The 15,930-nt window shown below is 36.4% G+C and carries 18 protein-coding genes and 2 pseudogenes; 4 read left to right on the forward strand and 16 right to left on the reverse strand.

Going from position 1 to position 15,930, the window contains the following annotated elements; translation table 11 throughout:
- Positions 1–130 precede the first annotated feature (130 nt).
- The 11 genes from Q0X59_RS05585 to Q0X59_RS05630 all read right to left on the reverse strand — a co-directional run bounded on the left by Q0X59_RS05585 (position 131) and on the right by Q0X59_RS05630 (position 9,627).
- Complete coding sequence (locus Q0X59_RS05585) at positions 131–565, reverse strand: hypothetical protein (RefSeq protein WP_297643779.1); 435 nt, start codon at positions 563–565, stop codon at positions 131–133.
- Positions 566–958: 393 nt separating this feature from the next.
- The gene (locus Q0X59_RS05590) at positions 959–1,282 is read right to left on the reverse strand and encodes a hypothetical protein (protein ID WP_075523795.1); all 324 of its coding nucleotides are present in this window, start codon (positions 1,280–1,282) and stop codon (positions 959–961) included.
- Positions 1,269–2,417 (reverse strand): hypothetical protein, encoded by a 1,149-nt coding sequence (locus Q0X59_RS05595; RefSeq protein WP_230955927.1) that lies wholly within the window; start codon positions 2,415–2,417, stop codon positions 1,269–1,271. Before Q0X59_RS05595 ends, Q0X59_RS05590 begins: the two co-directional genes overlap by 14 nt.
- 259 nt (positions 2,418–2,676) lie before the next feature.
- On the reverse strand, positions 2,677–3,426 hold the full coding sequence (locus Q0X59_RS05600; RefSeq protein WP_297643755.1) for an ABC transporter ATP-binding protein: 750 nt from the start codon (positions 3,424–3,426) through the stop codon (positions 2,677–2,679).
- A gap of 322 nt (positions 3,427–3,748) precedes the next feature.
- Positions 3,749–4,396, reverse strand: coding sequence for an Abi family protein (locus Q0X59_RS05605; protein ID WP_297643757.1), 648 nt, complete (start codon positions 4,394–4,396; stop codon positions 3,749–3,751).
- 455 nt (positions 4,397–4,851) lie between these two features.
- Positions 4,852–5,838, reverse strand: coding sequence for a helix-turn-helix transcriptional regulator (locus tag Q0X59_RS05610; protein WP_297643759.1), 987 nt, complete (start codon positions 5,836–5,838; stop codon positions 4,852–4,854).
- A gap of 35 nt (positions 5,839–5,873) precedes the next feature.
- Positions 5,874–5,996 carry a hypothetical protein gene (locus tag Q0X59_RS05615; protein ID WP_297643761.1) on the reverse strand — a complete coding sequence of 41 codons (123 nt, stop codon included), beginning with the start codon at positions 5,994–5,996 and terminating at the stop codon, positions 5,874–5,876.
- Positions 5,997–6,270: 274 nt separating this feature from the next.
- Positions 6,271–7,152 carry an Abi family protein gene (locus Q0X59_RS05620; protein ID WP_075523799.1) on the reverse strand — a complete coding sequence of 294 codons (882 nt, stop codon included), beginning with the start codon at positions 7,150–7,152 and terminating at the stop codon, positions 6,271–6,273.
- 585 nt (positions 7,153–7,737) lie between these two features.
- Entirely contained in the window at positions 7,738–7,803 is a 66-nt protein-coding gene (locus tag Q0X59_RS06190; RefSeq protein ID WP_366517020.1) for an SEC-C metal-binding domain-containing protein, read from the reverse strand.
- Between the two features lie 229 nt (positions 7,804–8,032).
- Positions 8,033–8,551, reverse strand: a complete 519-nt coding sequence (locus Q0X59_RS05625; RefSeq protein ID WP_297643763.1) for a hypothetical protein — start codon at positions 8,549–8,551, stop codon at positions 8,033–8,035.
- Between the two features lie 308 nt (positions 8,552–8,859).
- Positions 8,860–9,627: a hypothetical protein gene (locus Q0X59_RS05630; RefSeq protein ID WP_297643765.1), complete on the reverse strand. Its 768-nt coding sequence runs from the start codon at positions 9,625–9,627 to the stop codon at positions 8,860–8,862.
- Positions 9,628–10,222: 595 nt separating this feature from the next.
- On the opposite strand from Q0X59_RS05630, the pseudogene Q0X59_RS05635 reads away from it, so the two are divergent.
- Positions 10,223–10,414 (forward strand): annotated as a pseudogene (locus Q0X59_RS05635) (IS256 family transposase); the annotation flags it as partial.
- 90 nt (positions 10,415–10,504) lie between these two features.
- Here Q0X59_RS05635 and Q0X59_RS05640 read toward each other — a convergent pair.
- The gene (locus tag Q0X59_RS05640; protein ID WP_297643767.1) at positions 10,505–11,947 is read right to left on the reverse strand and encodes a hypothetical protein; all 1,443 of its coding nucleotides are present in this window, start codon (positions 11,945–11,947) and stop codon (positions 10,505–10,507) included.
- 689 nt (positions 11,948–12,636) lie between these two features.
- Here Q0X59_RS05640 and Q0X59_RS05645 point away from each other — a divergent pair.
- The 3 genes from Q0X59_RS05645 to Q0X59_RS05655 all read left to right on the forward strand — a co-directional run bounded on the left by Q0X59_RS05645 (position 12,637) and on the right by Q0X59_RS05655 (position 13,828).
- Positions 12,637–12,909 carry a type II toxin-antitoxin system Phd/YefM family antitoxin gene (locus Q0X59_RS05645; protein ID WP_250310181.1) on the forward strand — a complete coding sequence of 91 codons (273 nt, stop codon included), beginning with the start codon at positions 12,637–12,639 and terminating at the stop codon, positions 12,907–12,909.
- Positions 12,890–13,207 carry a type II toxin-antitoxin system RelE/ParE family toxin gene (locus Q0X59_RS05650; RefSeq protein WP_297643771.1) on the forward strand — a complete coding sequence of 106 codons (318 nt, stop codon included), beginning with the start codon at positions 12,890–12,892 and terminating at the stop codon, positions 13,205–13,207. The genes Q0X59_RS05645 and Q0X59_RS05650 overlap by 20 nt, the downstream gene beginning before the upstream one ends.
- Positions 13,208–13,321: 114 nt before the next feature.
- Positions 13,322–13,828, forward strand: a complete 507-nt coding sequence (locus tag Q0X59_RS05655; protein ID WP_103043198.1) for a GNAT family N-acetyltransferase — start codon at positions 13,322–13,324, stop codon at positions 13,826–13,828.
- Between the two features lie 75 nt (positions 13,829–13,903).
- Here Q0X59_RS05655 and Q0X59_RS05660 read toward each other — a convergent pair whose 3' ends face one another.
- From Q0X59_RS05660 to Q0X59_RS05675, 4 genes and pseudogenes are all read right to left on the reverse strand, one after another.
- The gene (locus Q0X59_RS05660) at positions 13,904–14,125 is read right to left on the reverse strand and encodes a hypothetical protein (protein WP_016635346.1); all 222 of its coding nucleotides are present in this window, start codon (positions 14,123–14,125) and stop codon (positions 13,904–13,906) included.
- A 273-nt stretch (positions 14,126–14,398) separates the two neighbouring features.
- Positions 14,399–14,677 (reverse strand): annotated as a pseudogene (locus Q0X59_RS05665) (hypothetical protein).
- 186 nt (positions 14,678–14,863) lie between these two features.
- Positions 14,864–15,043, reverse strand: coding sequence for a hypothetical protein (locus Q0X59_RS05670; RefSeq protein ID WP_103043199.1), 180 nt, complete (start codon positions 15,041–15,043; stop codon positions 14,864–14,866).
- A 380-nt stretch (positions 15,044–15,423) separates the two neighbouring features.
- Complete coding sequence (locus Q0X59_RS05675; RefSeq protein ID WP_297643777.1) at positions 15,424–15,915, reverse strand: NUDIX hydrolase; 492 nt, start codon at positions 15,913–15,915, stop codon at positions 15,424–15,426.
- Positions 15,916–15,930: the final 15 nt, after the last annotated feature.

Consider the following 15,930-nt stretch of genomic DNA (forward strand, 5'->3'; position numbering starts at 1 on the left):
ATCAATCAACCTCCATACACACATCATAAAATACTGTATCGCATATTGCAACACAATTTACATGAATAGGATTCCTCGACTGATATAAACACTTTCAACATTCACACTAAGCATTTAGCGCAAAATACTACTATTTCTTCTTATAACCTACAGCAACATTACCTGCTTTATTAAGTCCCGGTACTTTAAGAACATCAGAACTTGACTTGTCTTTTAAATCAAATTTCCCAACCAAAAATAAAGCTTTAAGTCCTGGACCAGGTAAATTGAACGATGAGTCAACTAATTTGATTGGCTTATCTCCGAGAGTAACTTTAGACAAATCATAATTAGAATCCAGAATATCTCGTGACACAAAGAGATACAATTCATCTTTATTCATATAGTTTTCTGGTATACGAAACTCTTCTTGAGACACCGCTACGGTTTCCCAATGATATGATGCAAGCTCCGCCTTCTCCTCACCATCGGCACATCCAGCAAGAGAAAAGAGAGAACCTATCAGCAGAAGCACAACAAGACAACTTTGAAAAATGGTTTTACAAAAAATAGTTTTACTCCTCATAACACCATTACCTTCCTTTTCTCTAACACGACTCTGTATCAAATGATCATAAAACAGACTATTAAGTAAACAAAATCTACCATTCGCTCTGATTACTGTAATAATCTTAATAAACATATTATTTTTTTATCGATTTGTCTAGATTATCGACACTAATCTCTTCTTTTACTAGCAAACTATAATTTTCATAAACAGCAATGTTCACGAAACAGAAGAACCAGAAGAATCAATATAATCATGCTCGTTTAATGCTTCCAACAATATCTTGATAATAGATAAATAAGATAAGCGCCCCTGCTGAAACTACCACACCTACCGCCAGAATAAACATATACGACTTCAAAAAGCCATAGAATACCTGAACACATAGGCTCCAAATTCTAAACATTTTCATTATATTTTATTCTTTGATAGCGCCTCCAACATTTTCTTTCTTTTTTGCAATGCAGATAAAATAGTAAAAAATACAAGAGAAAAAACAAATAGAACTAGAAATATTAAAGTTAATATCCATGGGTTTTGTAATCCAAATCCCACCATAATAGACCCTGAACTTGTTTCATGCGCATCAAAAAACACGCTACCAAAAAGGCCCAGATAATGACCCATTTCCCTACCTTTTGTAAACATAAGTATGATTACTGTTGCAGCTGTTAGAACTGCAGTCAAAATGAACGATAGAGTTATTGCACTAATAATTCGCTTAAACATATTCATAATATTCCTTCCTTTGTGTTGAATTTATACCCATTATTGAGTGAAATATGCACACCGCGCCAATAGATAACCATAATAAAACTGTGATGTTCCCAGGTATTTGCCAAACAAATATCGTAAAAGATATTAAAATTACAAGGCATAGTGCAGTAATCATTCCAACCAAGACAGAAAACGGATTATGCTTTTCCGCCGGAAAGAAAATACTAATAGCAATAGATGCTATAAGTGTAATCATACAAATGAATATTGTTTTTCCTACTTCTGCAAGATTAAGTCCTTTTATAGCACTTATTGCTAATACAGGAACACCTATTACAGATTCAGCTAAAGCATATGGAGCAAATAGATATAAGTACAACCGACATGGACTCAACTTATGGCGATAAGTCTTATGTATAGCTTCAGTCGTTGGAAGAGCATAAACAGCCTGAGTAGATATAATAGCTAACCAATATGGTGGATAATATCCATGTATACCAAGTACAACAATAGATAAAGTTATAACAAAAAATGTAGCTAACAGAAACTCACCACTACGCACTATAGCTTTCAGATGGATAATGAAAAGACTAGGAGAATTTCCAAGTGGAATTTTGAAGAAGTATTTCCAGCGCGAATGTTGATTAGGCGCCACAATAAGAATTACTAAAAGCACAATCACAGCAGAAACAAGAAAAACAACCCCTGCTGTTAAAACACCAAACTTATCATATATCAGAACAAAAAATCGAGAGAATCCATAGTAGGTTCTGCCTTCATAGAACGCATCAAGAAATCTATTGGATTCACGTTGTACATACATATAAGCACCGAATAGTATGGATCCAAAGAAGCAAGGTATCAGAAAGCTTCTCCATCTTTCTATGTGAAAAACCTGTAGAAATCTATCAAATCCAAGATATATAACGTCCAACAATAAATAAAGAATTACTATTTGACCAATAATTCCAAAAAAAATTTCTGGGAATGTTTCACACCCTCCACGTATTGCCATCGAGAATGTCAAAGGGCCAGATACAAGCGAAACACAAGATAATACTGTTATAGCTTCAAATATTGTGTAAGCTAAAATTCTCTGCTTATTTGTTACAGGAAGAGTATGCGTTAATTCAATGAGCTTGTCTGCCTTCATGAATAAAACACGTATAATTATGAAAAACAGTAAAACCCACAGTCCTACAGTCATCGAAATGCTTTGACACACAAGAGATATCGCTTTACTGCTGAAAACCATTCCACGTACAACAATAAATGTTAGGAAACAATAACCAGCATAACTTGCCAAAGCTGTAAAAAACAGAAGAATTTTTGCACAACTAGATTGCATAACCTTATGTAAAAACAACCTTCTAGCAAAGAACAGAAACAGAAAACGAACTAGCCTGAGAGTATTAGTATTCACTACCCTCACCGCCCAATTGTGGAATATTTGCTTTGACAAATGCATCTATAGATCCATATTTTGACACTAAAGCTCTGCACTCTTCATATACCAAAATTTCACCATGACTCATTAGTGCAATATGATCAGCAATTCTTTCCAGCATTGAGAAGTTATGGGTACAAAGAAGAACGCCATTCTTTTCACAAACCATATTGCGAATATCAACTTCAAAGTTATAAAGAGCTTCAATGTCAATACCATTAGGAGTCTCATCAATCATAGTTAGAGGGCGAGCAACCATTATTGCAGCGATTAACTGAACCTTTTTCCGCATGCCATGTGAATAATCCTCTATCAAGTCATCCCAACGATAATCCATCTGATATCTACTAAAAAGTCTTTGAACCTCAAACATGTCACATTGCATTCCATACATATTATGGATGAAACGCAAATATTCTAAACCCGTCAAAAACTCAGGTAAATAGTCATTAGACGCAAGAAGAATTGAATCCTTCTTTGCTTCCTTAGTTGTACTAAGATTCCCACAGACAGTAATCTTTCCCGATCTTGGTTTTATAAGATCACCAGACAATCGAATAAGAGTGGATTTCCCAGATCCATTAGGCCCAATAAGACCAGTGACTCCACCAAAATCCACAGAAAATGAAAGATTTTTTACCACTTCGTGAGCACTATTATATCCAAAGGATAATCCCTTTATTTCTAGCGCTTTTAGCTCGTTCTCTCCGGACATAAACAAAACCTTGCTTCAACAGTCTATTTGCATTCAGTATATACTGAGGTGTATCAAGTGTGTAATTAGGTTAAGAGAAAGCAGACATGCACACTGAAATATAACAATATAATCTAGTTAGCCCAAAGAGGTAAATCTCGCCAATGATTCGGTGCCCCAGTTCGTTCGAAAGGGATAATCTTATTGTGAGGAAATGTTTCAAGGGTATTAGCTAAAAGATTACCGCCTTCTAGTCCTAATTGGATGTTAAGGAATTGAATAATACTTATCTGCCCAAATAGCCTGTGCGTAAGAGTGTTTACTGGCGTCATAAGCTCATGGTCTATTGGCTTTGGCTTGATATCAAAACCACGATTAAAAAAGCATGATGAGCAGAAAGGTTACGCAGTATGTTCAAGGATTTCAGCGTTGATTCTAACTGCGGAGCCGTCATCACACACAAATTCGCAATCTCATTGCGAACCTTGTTTGGACTAAACCTATACAGGTGAGAGAGCATACCCCAATCCATGATTTCAACTGCAACCCACACTGGTAGTTGACCGTCATATTTATCGCGATGATGAGCTACAAAGTCTTCTTGTGAGTTCCTCACAGCTTCTTTATATTTGGAAAGCCACACTTCATATTGGGTTTTATGTGGATTCTTTTTGTAAGCTGCACGCGCCACAGCATTAAGCTTCTTAACGTCCATATGCACAAGTGGATCCACTTTCCCCAAGTGGTAACCTAAAAGAGCACGCAAAGCCAGTTCTATATGCGCAAGGGTTGTAAACACAGCACTTCTAAGTCGAGCATCAAACTCATACAATTTAGTGCATAAATCCAAAGATGTGCCGGGCTGGAAATTATCTGTGGGTTTGCCAGAATTAACATCAATAATGCGTGCCGAATACCAGTATCCAGAAAGTCGATAGTAGTTACGCGTCTTAAGTATGTAACTCGCTTGTGTGGTATTTTGGATTTCCATGCCACGTGAGAGTAATAGCTTTACTTAATCTTCATAACTTTTATGGGGCTTAATCGGCTTACTGGTCACAACTCCTCCCAACGAAAAGGACCAGCCCTGGACTCCCACCGAAGCAGGTAGCGGAACTGGTCTTGTTGATTGTTATAGTAACACGCACCTTTGTCAATCGCGGGTAAGCGGCAAAAAAGTGTGTCTAAAAACCCGAGTTATCGTTGAAATACCAAGGAAAGCTCGCTGTCATTAAGCTAAAAATCTTAACATTTAGCATTACGTGACATTTTCGTAAACATATGCTCGCGCATAGGAAGAAGGAAGAAGAATTTCCAGAGACCCTAACGCACCATCGTATTCTTCTATGGAAGACCTTAAAAAGCTCTGTTGCAAGACTGATGTACAACGTTAAGTTCACGAACGCTTATATTATCACCCTCACTCTTATCGACGCTGAAAGTCACTTATTTCTTTCCGAGCCTCCACGCTTTGAGCACTACTTCTATTACTCCGTAAGTCAATGCGGCCAACGGCCAAACAATCCAACTTTTTCCCCAATCGGACGTAATGAAACTGTAGGCTAAATAAATGAAGATAATTATAAGCCAGTAAGCTTGGAACAATAACCTAATCTTTGCAGGATAGACAATCTTTTTCTTCGGTTTCAGCAAACGGTAATAGGACGAGCGGACAATATTCGCCTGTACGAATAAATAAACAGCTGCTGCCACCAGTACAATAGCGATAACTACAAAAAAGCCGGATGAAAGTTGATAAAATTTCGGCACTGTATCCGAAATTATAAGAAAAATAAAGGCAACCATACATAAAACGACACCGATGACCGTCCGCAGCACATACGACGGCATGAACCGTTCCAAGCGTTCTTTGAGCACACTGTCAACGCCATAAGCCGTTTCAAAGTCTTCTTTTTCCAAATATTGATAACGCTTTTCGTGGAAACTCTGAATAATAAAAATAACTACAGCTACAGTGATAATCGCAACGCTGAATGCTAAGCCCATAGTTTTACCGACTTGCGCATTTACTGTGGGAGAAAGCAAAAGATTACTACCGATCAACGGGATTGCTGCCAGAATACAAAGAAGAACGCCTAGAGCAACATAGGCGGCAAATGATATTCTGTGAGCAATATAAGCGGAGGCTTCTTCCAGCTCAATTACCCGCATGCGAACGCCGGCTTCTTCCTGGCAGGCATTTTCATCTGCGTTGACGTTCTTCCCCATAACATCAATTTCATCTTTTACCAGAAGATCTGTACTAACACCAAACAAACGGCTCAATGCAATTATCCGCTCCATATCCGGGATACTTTGTGCGCCTTCCCATTTGGAAACAGATTGGCGACTGACGCCCAATTTGTCCGCCAATTCCTCCTGCGACCAACCGTTTTGTTTACGCAGTTCCAATATTTTATCTGCTAAAATCATAAAACATCTCCATTTCAAACTCTAATTCATCATAATCATGGTGAAATTATATCTGAAACAGCAGTTGCGTAGTAGCAAGTACGATTGACAATTGCCATTGAAAGCGCAATTTCTGCAGACAAATGAGCGCAACCGACAGCCAATTCGTTTTCTCTCATGTTCGCACCACGCTTTCCAATCATCTTCACGAACGCAAACAAGCGAATCCGTTACAGGCCGCAAATCTTCACCTTCATAATATTCAACAAGCAACTTCTTAAACTCAGGAACCTTATTTTCTGGAATAACTAGTAAGCCTTTACCGTGAGAAATCAAATAATGTAGGGAACTTTTTTAATATTATTGCAACGATTTGTTCCCCAAAAACATAAACAACTAGAGCACAATAACACTCTTCGCTAAATTTAAATCTATAGCAATTTAAACCAGCACTTAAAGGATTTCCTCCCAATTTTTAGGAAATCCCATAAAATCAAATTTAAACGAACCTTCATATTTAGCAAACGTATTTTTCAAGTCTTTCAAAAGAGAACACCACTGTTCATTTGCTTTTAGCATTCTTTTAGTAATTAAAAGTACAGGAAATATTTTATTTTGTTTCCTTTTATATTGAAGATTCTCTTTATAAAGGCGCGGATTTTCTTTTAAAGGCATATTGTAAAGTCTGGTATAGTGTGCACAAATATTTCTTACTTCTACTAAACATAAAATCCAGTTTTTTAAATATTTAGGATCAGTATTGTAATAGCGAGATATATTTTTTTGATCTTCAGTTTTTAAAATGCTAAACAATGAAGATAGACTCCCAAAAGACATTAATTCCACAGAAACCCATATAGGAAATTGACTATTATATTTTTCTATGTGATGCTTAACAAAAGGTTTATTTTTTTGTCGTTCAATTTCTTTATTCAAGCTTTTTATAAGAATAGAGTAAATAGATTGCCCTTGTTTATTTGTCTTGTAAACAAAATTAGTCTCACTCATCAATACTTCAGGACCGTATTTGATAGATAAGTAATAGGTAATCTGAGTTCTAAGTTCTATCTCAATTTGCTCTATAGTTCGCATTAGATTATTTTTAAATTGACTATCAAAGCAATAAAGATTAAATAGCTGTTCTATGCTAACAGTGTCTTGATAATGCTCCTTGTTATTAGCATTCTTCAACCCTACACCATAACCAGAAAGTCTGTAATAGTTGACTTTCTTCAAAATTTCTTTTGCAAATTCAATGTTAGAAATTTTTAAATGATGGTCATTTACAAGTCTTGCAATTTGTTGATCATACGTCAAAGCTGGCTTCAATGTCATACGTATACTCTTTCATACAAAAAGCCCTCTCCGTGGTCCGCATGTAGAAGAACTACATTAAGCGTGGAGAGGTTCTGTTAATACGATTGTATCATGGCGCATTTATAAATCAACCTAATCAGCCCTTGACATCAACACAACACTCTCGACGTGGCACGATAGGTCCGGATTGATGTCAGTCATAAGGAACCCATTCAGACTAATACGAAATGTAGCAACATATCTCCGTTTGTTAGTGGAAACATATCCACAAATTCTATAGCAGAAAATTCTTGATACATTCCGCTATCCATATCACGGTCTGAACCTCACCCATCCAAGGAAAAAGTTCAACTTTTTTATTTGTTTCTACTATTTATAGTGATTCCAACATAAAAGTCAAATCTTGCGAGGAACCGCCATCGCCTCAACCTTGTCCGTTCTTCCTACAAAAACAGGTCAACAGATATTTTTCGTCCTAACTGATAGCCAGGTTTCCATGCACTGGAACGAACGGTTATTCCATCTTTTTTCTTTTTCAAATAAGAGACCTACTTCTTCGATAAATCACTCTATAATAAACAATGAATGAATTTCTGTATGCTCTCATCGCCCATGACAACGCTTATACTTCTTCCCACTTCCACATGGACACAATTCATTGCAGCCTATCTTCTTCGGCCAATTTGCTCTTTACTGAACCATAATAGGAATTTTTCCGTCATGCATAAGTTCAAGTTCCCTAAGACGATATAAATATTCAGAGACTCCCAATATAGCTTGAAACATACACATTGCCTCATTTTCAAATTCAAGCAAATATTCTGTTTTCTTTTTTGTTCTATCTTTCGGATTAGGAATATAAGTTATCAGCTGGTCTACTGAATTGTATTCAACATCATTATGACCGATAGCATTTCTCAATTTCGGATTCATCTCTACATTGAAAAAGATGACCAGAAAACTCCTTTTGAATCTCTTGAGTTAAGTATTCGCTATTGTTTTTTGCTAAATTGAGAATTCTTTTATAGTTCTTCCACTTTTTGGCAGTTACGTTCAACTTAGACACATCTTGTCCAAATTCCTCATAAGAATCATTCGTTTTCATACAATTCATATATCGAATAAACGGTGTAATCACTAGTCTCTCTAAATCAGCTGCTTCTACTTGTTTTAAGGTAGGAAATTCACCAGAACACTCAATAATGTAATCCGCATTTTCGCCCTGAACTTCATCAGCATTATCAAAAGAAAAACTTAACCCCGGACGATCTTGCCCTATCTTCACGCTACCAGACAAAGAGGTTCCACATTTACCGCATGCTACTTCTATCGGATGTTCTTCTTGCCAGCCAACTTGCAAATGAACTCCAGTAATACATCCGCAAACCTGACATTTTATAAAAGTATTAAAAACCATAAAACCTGCCTCCTTTCGCTGGATTACATAAACATATCATCGTTCCAAACGAGTTTTACCAAGTCAATGAGTACTGCTATTCTTTCAGTAATTTCATTCTTACCAAATAAAGCATACGATTTGAAGCCAAGATTATTATCTAAAACGAACTTCTTAAATTGGGGATTATTCTGATATGCCAGATCACCAAGTGATTCCGTATAGATATTTCCTTCAAAAGAAGCGACCAAGATTTTCTTGGTCGCTTCATGTTCGCATAACACTCAAATGATTCCTAACGAACTAGCTTTACAGTTAGATAATTCACCTTACTTGTACGCTTTTCCATTTAAGGAAACTAGAGAATCAAATAATTGTGTTTCAGCTAGAATACTATCAGTTGGAGTTCTTTCCGTTATTGCAAGTTCTTTATACTTACTAGTAATTCCCTTAACAGCTTCTAATATCGATGGTTTAGAAACTTTGGAATCACTTTTCCTATACTCTTTAATTAAATCAGAAACTGCAAAAATCCCTAATTCCTTAAATTTCTGAGTTCGGTCATGATCATTCAAAGTTTCATTATTACTGATTCTTTCAACATTAAACCTTGTATTGTTTACTTTTTCGTCATAAGCCATCCTAAACTCTAATGAATTTTTCCAACCATAGTCAGAATTGTAAACAAACTTTTCACCAGTTATGTCTTCAATAGCCATAGCTAGAATATATTCATAGCATCCAGAATCTCTACTATCATAAATAGCATCGTAAAGAGGTTTAATTGCCTTCAGTCCCAGTTTCAATATTCTTTGATAGTTTTTAGAATTCCTAATAAACTTTCCTGGATGTGACTGCATAGCCACTTGTGGATTAGTCTTCGTCTCAGTTTCTATTTCCACCCTCAACTTATTCATGGCTCCCTTTATATCATCTAATGTTTCAGCATAAGCCACATTTACAGGCATCAGTTTATGAGCTATATTCCCACTATTCTTTGATGCTTGATTATTTCCAATACTAAAAATTCCAGTAGATACAAATAGAACCAATAAAAATACAATTCCTAACGAAATATACACTTTTTTCTTAGACATAACATTACACCTCCTAGAATTCTATATTCTTAATTTGTTGTACACTCTTGTAGTGTAGAATGTTATCCTAGTTAAGCACTCATAAAGATTGAATTCTAAATATTTCGTAGCTTAACGTTAAGATAATCTGTTATATCTTCGTTCTCTAAATGATTCATTCACTGACTAAACAAGTTTACTATAATAGTATTAATTTAACATGTTATATCATTTTTATCAAGATACAAATTCAACTTAATTAGCTAATTTATTTCTACCAATTACAGTGAACGCTCCCGCACGGACTAATCGGTCATATCTTTCTTTTTGAAATGAGTATGGCTTTTGGTTTTCCGTTTTTAAGGACAAAAGCAGCTTCATCATTATCTGATAACTTAGTTATGATTTTTGAAGATTGCCCACGTAAAAATAAGGATTATAGGACAAAAAGTGTGTAAGAAATCATGCCTCATGCATTGCAATACAAGCGTTTTGCGGTAATCGAATCTATTTTCTGCACATTCGACACCCGGACAAAACGTGTGTAAAAATAAACTCATAACTATTACGGCAGTAAGGCTCATAACATATCGAATGTGGGTTATTCTTCATTTGTATGAATAACCCATTATGTAATAACTGTCATCATAAAATGAGCAAGAATGGTCACACTAATGCTGGTACTACTAGATACCGTTGTCCTAACTGTGGGGCTTCTAAAAGTAGAACATACGATAAACAATCAAGCGATTTAACAGTTAGTTTAAATTGGCTTTTATCTAATAAAACTCAAGATAAATATTCCTACGTGAGTTTCACCTACACGCACGACAGAATAAATCGGGCTTGACACTGCAAAATCATTCACAAGCATCAAGCCCAATACGTCAATTGCCGATCATTGCAACCATTTTGGATTCACAGCTGGAATTCCCGGATATAAATCCGTATTTTTCTGATCTGTCAAATAGAGAAAATCTTTATTAACTTTTATTTTTTTCAATAATTTTCCAGTCTTCCTATCAAATCGTTCGATAACAAAATCTTTCAAATCAGAGGTATCGGTAATCGATGGTATACGAACTATTTCATGGTTTCCTACCAGCAAACGGTAGTTGACGCCCGCTGACGACTCTTGACGCGTAGCTTTATCTAACAATCGGCGAAGAACACCTGTTTGCGCATCAAGAGTAAACACTCGTCCATTCTCGGTATCAACAATATGAAGAAGCTTTTCATCGTATGCCTGTGCGTTTATGTAGCCAGCAATCTCATAATAGACCGTGGTCGGACCATACAACACTTGACCTTTGCTGTTCTTCAATGGAATTGTTGTTATTTTACCAGTTTTCACATCCCATCGCACAAGAAAATGTTCCTTAATAATTTTAACATCATCAGCAGAATCGCTGTGTTCTACTGCCATATCCTTTGTGCGAGCAGACGATGGACCATACGAATATAAGAAAGTAATCACACCATTGTTGCATCGTGGGCTATAAGCAGCATCAATTACTCCTGTAGATTCATTTTGTCCTTGATATAATTGCTCACCCACCATGTCTTTTTCATGGTGCCACGATACCTCATTTAGACCAACATTTGCTTCATTGACCATGCGATACAATACAACTTCATGCTTTTCTGTTTGAGCAATTGCATACGCTTGATTGCCACAGGTAGAACAAGTTTTAATAAATAGGCTCTCTGAAAATTGTATTGGTCGCTGCTTACTCTCACCTTTAGAAGTCGTAGAAAGAATCTTATATGTTGTTTTATCGCTAGGCTTCATCATGCTTTCGTCATACAGATCAACAAAACCGCCATTAGCAAGAGAAAATGCAAAATTCTGACGTTGCACCTTTTCTATAGAGTTTACCGTAGGTTTTTCAGCGTTCACTGGTATGAAATAACTATCACGGGAATCTGTATAGTGAAGCGCCTCAGTATTCCAAATTGGCGTTTGGCCTTCTATATTGCTCACCTTATGCAGCTTAAAACTGCCATCTTCATAAACAATTGACATAAATGCGTTACTCTTGGGAATAAGAGATGTCTGAGGGTTATGCAGCGGGATTGCAGCAACCGCATGCTGCAACCGAAGATTTTCAAATTTCTCCGAATGAGCAAATACTGTATATTCTGTCAATAAAACCCCATGAAAGACACCTACAGTAACGGCTGCAATTACAGCAATTATACCTATAACCCCGAAAATCCAGACTACTACTCTATGAGTTTTATTCCCAGTTGTGAATGAAGATTGAGGTGCAGCATTACGCACATAATCATCATTCACTCTCTTGTGAGCTTCAGATTCATGAATAAATTTTTTCCACATAATGACCGCACCTCAACTACTGAACATATTTCTTTTTCTATAAGAAGGCATACTATGCACCTTTACAATAGTGAAACACCTTGCTCTTATGATACGCTTCTATGAAAAAAAAAATGCAATACTCTTTCCCTCATAAACGTAAAACATTCAATACAAATATTAAATTATTCTAACATAAACGATAGGAAATCCGAAATGAAAGTTAATAACACTGACAAAATATTGCATACAGGAAATACAAAATAAATCGTTGATCACGACTTATTTATCAACAAACGAAACGCCAATAATTTACCTAAACACCGTTCTATCAGCAACGATATTTGCATAAAATCGGCGATATCTCTAGACAATAAATAATATCGCCGATTCTACGTTTTAACTACCCTTAAAATACTGTTTTATTTATGCACGGCGCGGATGGCGTCGATGAGCGCGGATCAAATATTCCTGCTGTCGACCAGCGGACGACCTTCCTCATCGCACGAATGGAGCGTATACGTGCCATCGCCATCCATATGCCAGGAGATCGTCGAATATGCCATCCGCAAGTCAATGTATTGAATCAACACTTCGATCTGGATTGAGAGAACGGGTAGTATAGCTACACTTTTTGAGTGCCAAGCCACTAATATAATTGTAATCTTGATAATATTATGATACTTTTTTGATAAAAGGAGGTTGATACTATGATTAATATTCGTCCAGTTTCCGATTTAAGAAATAAATTCCCAGAAGTAGAAGAAACAGTTATAAATTCAAATACACCAGTATTCCTTACAAAAAATGGTTATGGGACTATGGTTCTCATGAGCATCAAACAATACTCCACTCTCACTGACGACACCGAAAGAAAACTCGACGAAGCAGATACTTTTGCCGCAAACACTTCTACGCGTCTTTCTAAAGCTGACGTCTTTGATAGCGTAAGGAGAAGGATTAATGAGCAAGAACACGTATAAATTAACCTTTCTACCACTATTCAAAGAAGATTTATTAGAAACAGTTGACTATATAACCAATACACTGCAAAATCCAAAAGCTGCTCACAGACTTGTTGACGATATAGAATCAGCAATCGATAAACGACTTGAATCGCCCCTCTTATTTGCTCCTTACCAATCATCAACAACACGAGAACACCCCTACTACAGGATTAGCGTACGCAACTTTTCTGTTTTTTACGTTGTCCTGGGTGACACTATGGAAGTGCGCAGACTTCTATATTCAAAACGAAATATTGACACACTACTGGAATAACTATTCCTAATAACTATCATTATTATGCTAACGATTATTAAAAAAGCTATCGTTAAAAAGTTTAAGATTGAGGGTGCGGACATTTTTAGACAGCCACACCATTCTGGAGACGAAATGGATAATATAATTATAAAAGAAGCTGTACCTGAGGATGCACTTGCGAGAATAGAATACTCAAAGAAAATCGGAGCAGAAACAGATAATTTGTCATTTGGAGCAGAAGGTTTTCCAATCTCTGTCGATGGAGAAGCAGAATACATTTGTTCGATTTTGAAAGATGAAAAATCATGTTCATTTTTTGCATGGAAAAACGGAGAGATTGTTGGAGATGTGAGCTTAAGCGCATTGCCAAGGAGAATGAATCATCGAGCAGAACTTGGGCTTACCGTTTTGAAATCAGAATGGAACAAAGGACTTGGAAGCCAACTTCTACAAAAAGCGATTGAATTTGCCAAGTCAAATGACATAGAAATTATTAACTTAGAAGTGAGAAGCGACAATTTGAGAGCAATCCATGTTTATGAGAAATTTGGCTTTCGTAAAATTGGAACATCTCCAGCGTATTTTAAAATTGCAGATTCATATATTGATTTCGACATAATGTATCTCGATTTAAGATAGACAAATCCTTATTTACCGTGTCCTTCTAAGCAACAGCTACTAAACTCTTTATCGTTTTCTGTAAATACATCTCATTTAAATCTCATCATATTTCTTTTTTAATTTATCCATATTATCAAGGTCAATCCACTCCTCGCTAAAACCACAGGCAGTGCAAATATACCTATCAACAGGTACTGCCGACATAATTGTATGGCCAGTCATAATATTATTTCCAGTCCCATAAGCCCCAGCAGATCCAGGCACAAATATAATTTCACTTCCCCCACACTTTGGGCATTTTTTCGTATTTTTCATAAATCCTCCTTTTTAATCTAATAATGTTCTTTTATTGTTTTGAAAAATTTCATAAAGATAGGAAGGAACGCATACCTATACATCAGGTATATATTTCTGCCAATTAAAAATTCTACGTGAAAAGAGACAGAACTACATTGTCTGTCTGTTTGTTTGTCAAAGATTTTGCCAGTTTTTTTCATGGCTTGTCAACCTTTTATGCTAGCTTTTCTTGAGTTAATTATACAAGAAAAATCTATATTGACTAGCCCTCATATATTGTATATTTGTTATTTACTCGTCTATTTTCATTACACTCCTATCAAGGAAGATAATATCAACCTTTCCATCTTGATGCACGGTTAGATAGTCAACCATGCTAAGTCAGACGTTTTCATCGAGCACAGTTAACAAGTCCTGTTTTTTCAAGTCCTCGATAAAATATTCAACCTCGTCACACCTCGCTTGCTTGTCGACAATGCTAGCTTTTACTTCCTTAAGGCTTGATTCTACAGTATTAAACCTGTTCACTAGACTCGTATATTTTTCCTCATACTCATCCTGGTTCTGCAATTTCCGTGCATTTTCATTGATACAGTTGTTAATCTTTTAACGATTACCCTAACTAATCACCGGCTAAACAGGACGGACATTGAGCCTGACTTTAAGATTCATAAAAAGAAGTGGCTATTACTGACAGAGATCAGTAATAGCCACCCAACGTGAGATATTCAACTATTGACTTGAACCAAACAAAATTCAATCAGTCTTTCGAAGGACAGTCTTAAGCGAGATTACTGTGACACCAATAGCAAAAGAGGTAAAACCAATTCTAATAGCAAGTGTGCCACCCCATATTAAGGCAAGCAGCATCGCGATTAAGGCAACCGTCAAGCCGAACATCGCCACTTCACGGCAAAAACGAACTAGCTTGTCCATTCCAAAACCTCCTCGTGCACATACTAATAATCAGGTTTCACTTTACCTTTTGAGCTATACTTTCCCACTTCACAGGGTGGGTGCAAAGTGTCGAATCGACTTGCATGGGCGCTTTGACAGAGCTTGAAATTGCATAACGCATTTCAAGCTCCTTCAAAGCGTGATTTGGCATGTAAAGTCCAGTGGACTTTACATGCCAAATCAGCCGAACGGCTACTAATAGCCGCGAGGAATAACATAATTCGCGAATGCACTTCGATTCGCTGAGCTTGCTCAAAGTTGAAAGCACAGTGTGCTTTCAACGCAAGCGAAGTACGTTAACATCCTGTGCACTCGACCCTAGAGCGTTGATATCTTCCCTCAAACAGCAAAACTTGAATTTATATATCTACTGTTTTAATAAGTTTGATTGCCCTTGATGATACTAACTCGTCTTGACTCATTTCCAAAAGGCTCTTTTTATCTACCCACTTATAATTAACCGTTTCTCCTTTTTGAAGAGCAATTGCATTTTTCTTACAATCGGTTACGCATAGATATTCAACATAAAGAGAGTGGTAAACATCCTGCACAAATCTTCCGATCTCCATAATTTTTGAAGCTTCAATACCTGTTTCTTCTTTTAATTCTCTTACTGCACATTCTAATGGTGTTTCATATTGCAATGCAGAACCACCTGCTGTCAACTCCCACATTCCACCGAATTTCTTTTCAAAATCTCTTTGCACAATAAGGTAAGTCCCATCTATATGTTTAACAATTACTTCGCCCACCAAATGATACATGCCGTCAGAAATTGGTTCTCCTCTCACTAATGTAATATTCTTTAATTTATTAAATTCTTTATCATACGCATCCCAAATCTCAGCCATAAAACCCTCCATAAG

The organism is uncultured Gardnerella sp. (assembly GCF_947280595.1).
GTDB lineage: Bacteria > Actinomycetota > Actinomycetes > Actinomycetales > Bifidobacteriaceae > Bifidobacterium > Bifidobacterium vaginale_A.

Excerpts from the sequence above, each read along its gene's own strand:
- Q0X59_RS05585 (WP_297643779.1), bottom strand. The coding sequence starts at position 565 with ATGAGGAGTAAAACTATTTTTTGTAAAACCATTTTTCAAAGTTGTCTT.
- Q0X59_RS05590 (WP_075523795.1), bottom strand. The coding sequence starts at position 1,282 with ATGAATATGTTTAAGCGAATTATTAGTGCAATAACTCTATCGTTCATT.
- Q0X59_RS05595 (WP_230955927.1), bottom strand. The coding sequence starts at position 2,417 with ATGAAGGCAGACAAGCTCATTGAATTAACGCATACTCTTCCTGTAACA.
- Q0X59_RS05600 (WP_297643755.1), bottom strand. The coding sequence starts at position 3,426 with ATGTCCGGAGAGAACGAGCTAAAAGCGCTAGAAATAAAGGGATTATCC.
- Q0X59_RS05605 (WP_297643757.1), bottom strand. The coding sequence starts at position 4,396 with ATGGAAATCCAAAATACCACACAAGCGAGTTACATACTTAAGACGCGT.
- Q0X59_RS05610 (WP_297643759.1), bottom strand. The coding sequence starts at position 5,838 with ATGATTTTAGCAGATAAAATATTGGAACTGCGTAAACAAAACGGTTGG.
- Q0X59_RS05615 (WP_297643761.1), bottom strand. The coding sequence starts at position 5,996 with ATGAGAGAAAACGAATTGGCTGTCGGTTGCGCTCATTTGTCTGCAGAA.
- Q0X59_RS05620 (WP_075523799.1), bottom strand. The coding sequence starts at position 7,152 with ATGACATTGAAGCCAGCTTTGACGTATGATCAACAAATTGCAAGACTT.
- Q0X59_RS05625 (WP_297643763.1), bottom strand. The coding sequence starts at position 8,551 with ATGGTTTTTAATACTTTTATAAAATGTCAGGTTTGCGGATGTATTACT.
- Q0X59_RS05630 (WP_297643765.1), bottom strand. The coding sequence starts at position 9,627 with ATGTCTAAGAAAAAAGTGTATATTTCGTTAGGAATTGTATTTTTATTG.
- Q0X59_RS05640 (WP_297643767.1), bottom strand. The coding sequence starts at position 11,947 with ATGTGGAAAAAATTTATTCATGAATCTGAAGCTCACAAGAGAGTGAAT.
- Q0X59_RS05645 (WP_250310181.1), top strand. The coding sequence starts at position 12,637 with ATGATTAATATTCGTCCAGTTTCCGATTTAAGAAATAAATTCCCAGAA.
- Q0X59_RS05650 (WP_297643771.1), top strand. The coding sequence starts at position 12,890 with ATGAGCAAGAACACGTATAAATTAACCTTTCTACCACTATTCAAAGAA.
- Q0X59_RS05655 (WP_103043198.1), top strand. The coding sequence starts at position 13,322 with ATGGATAATATAATTATAAAAGAAGCTGTACCTGAGGATGCACTTGCG.
- Q0X59_RS05660 (WP_016635346.1), bottom strand. The coding sequence starts at position 14,125 with ATGAAAAATACGAAAAAATGCCCAAAGTGTGGGGGAAGTGAAATTATA.
- Q0X59_RS05670 (WP_103043199.1), bottom strand. The coding sequence starts at position 15,043 with ATGGACAAGCTAGTTCGTTTTTGCCGTGAAGTGGCGATGTTCGGCTTG.
- Q0X59_RS05675 (WP_297643777.1), bottom strand. The coding sequence starts at position 15,915 with ATGGCTGAGATTTGGGATGCGTATGATAAAGAATTTAATAAATTAAAG.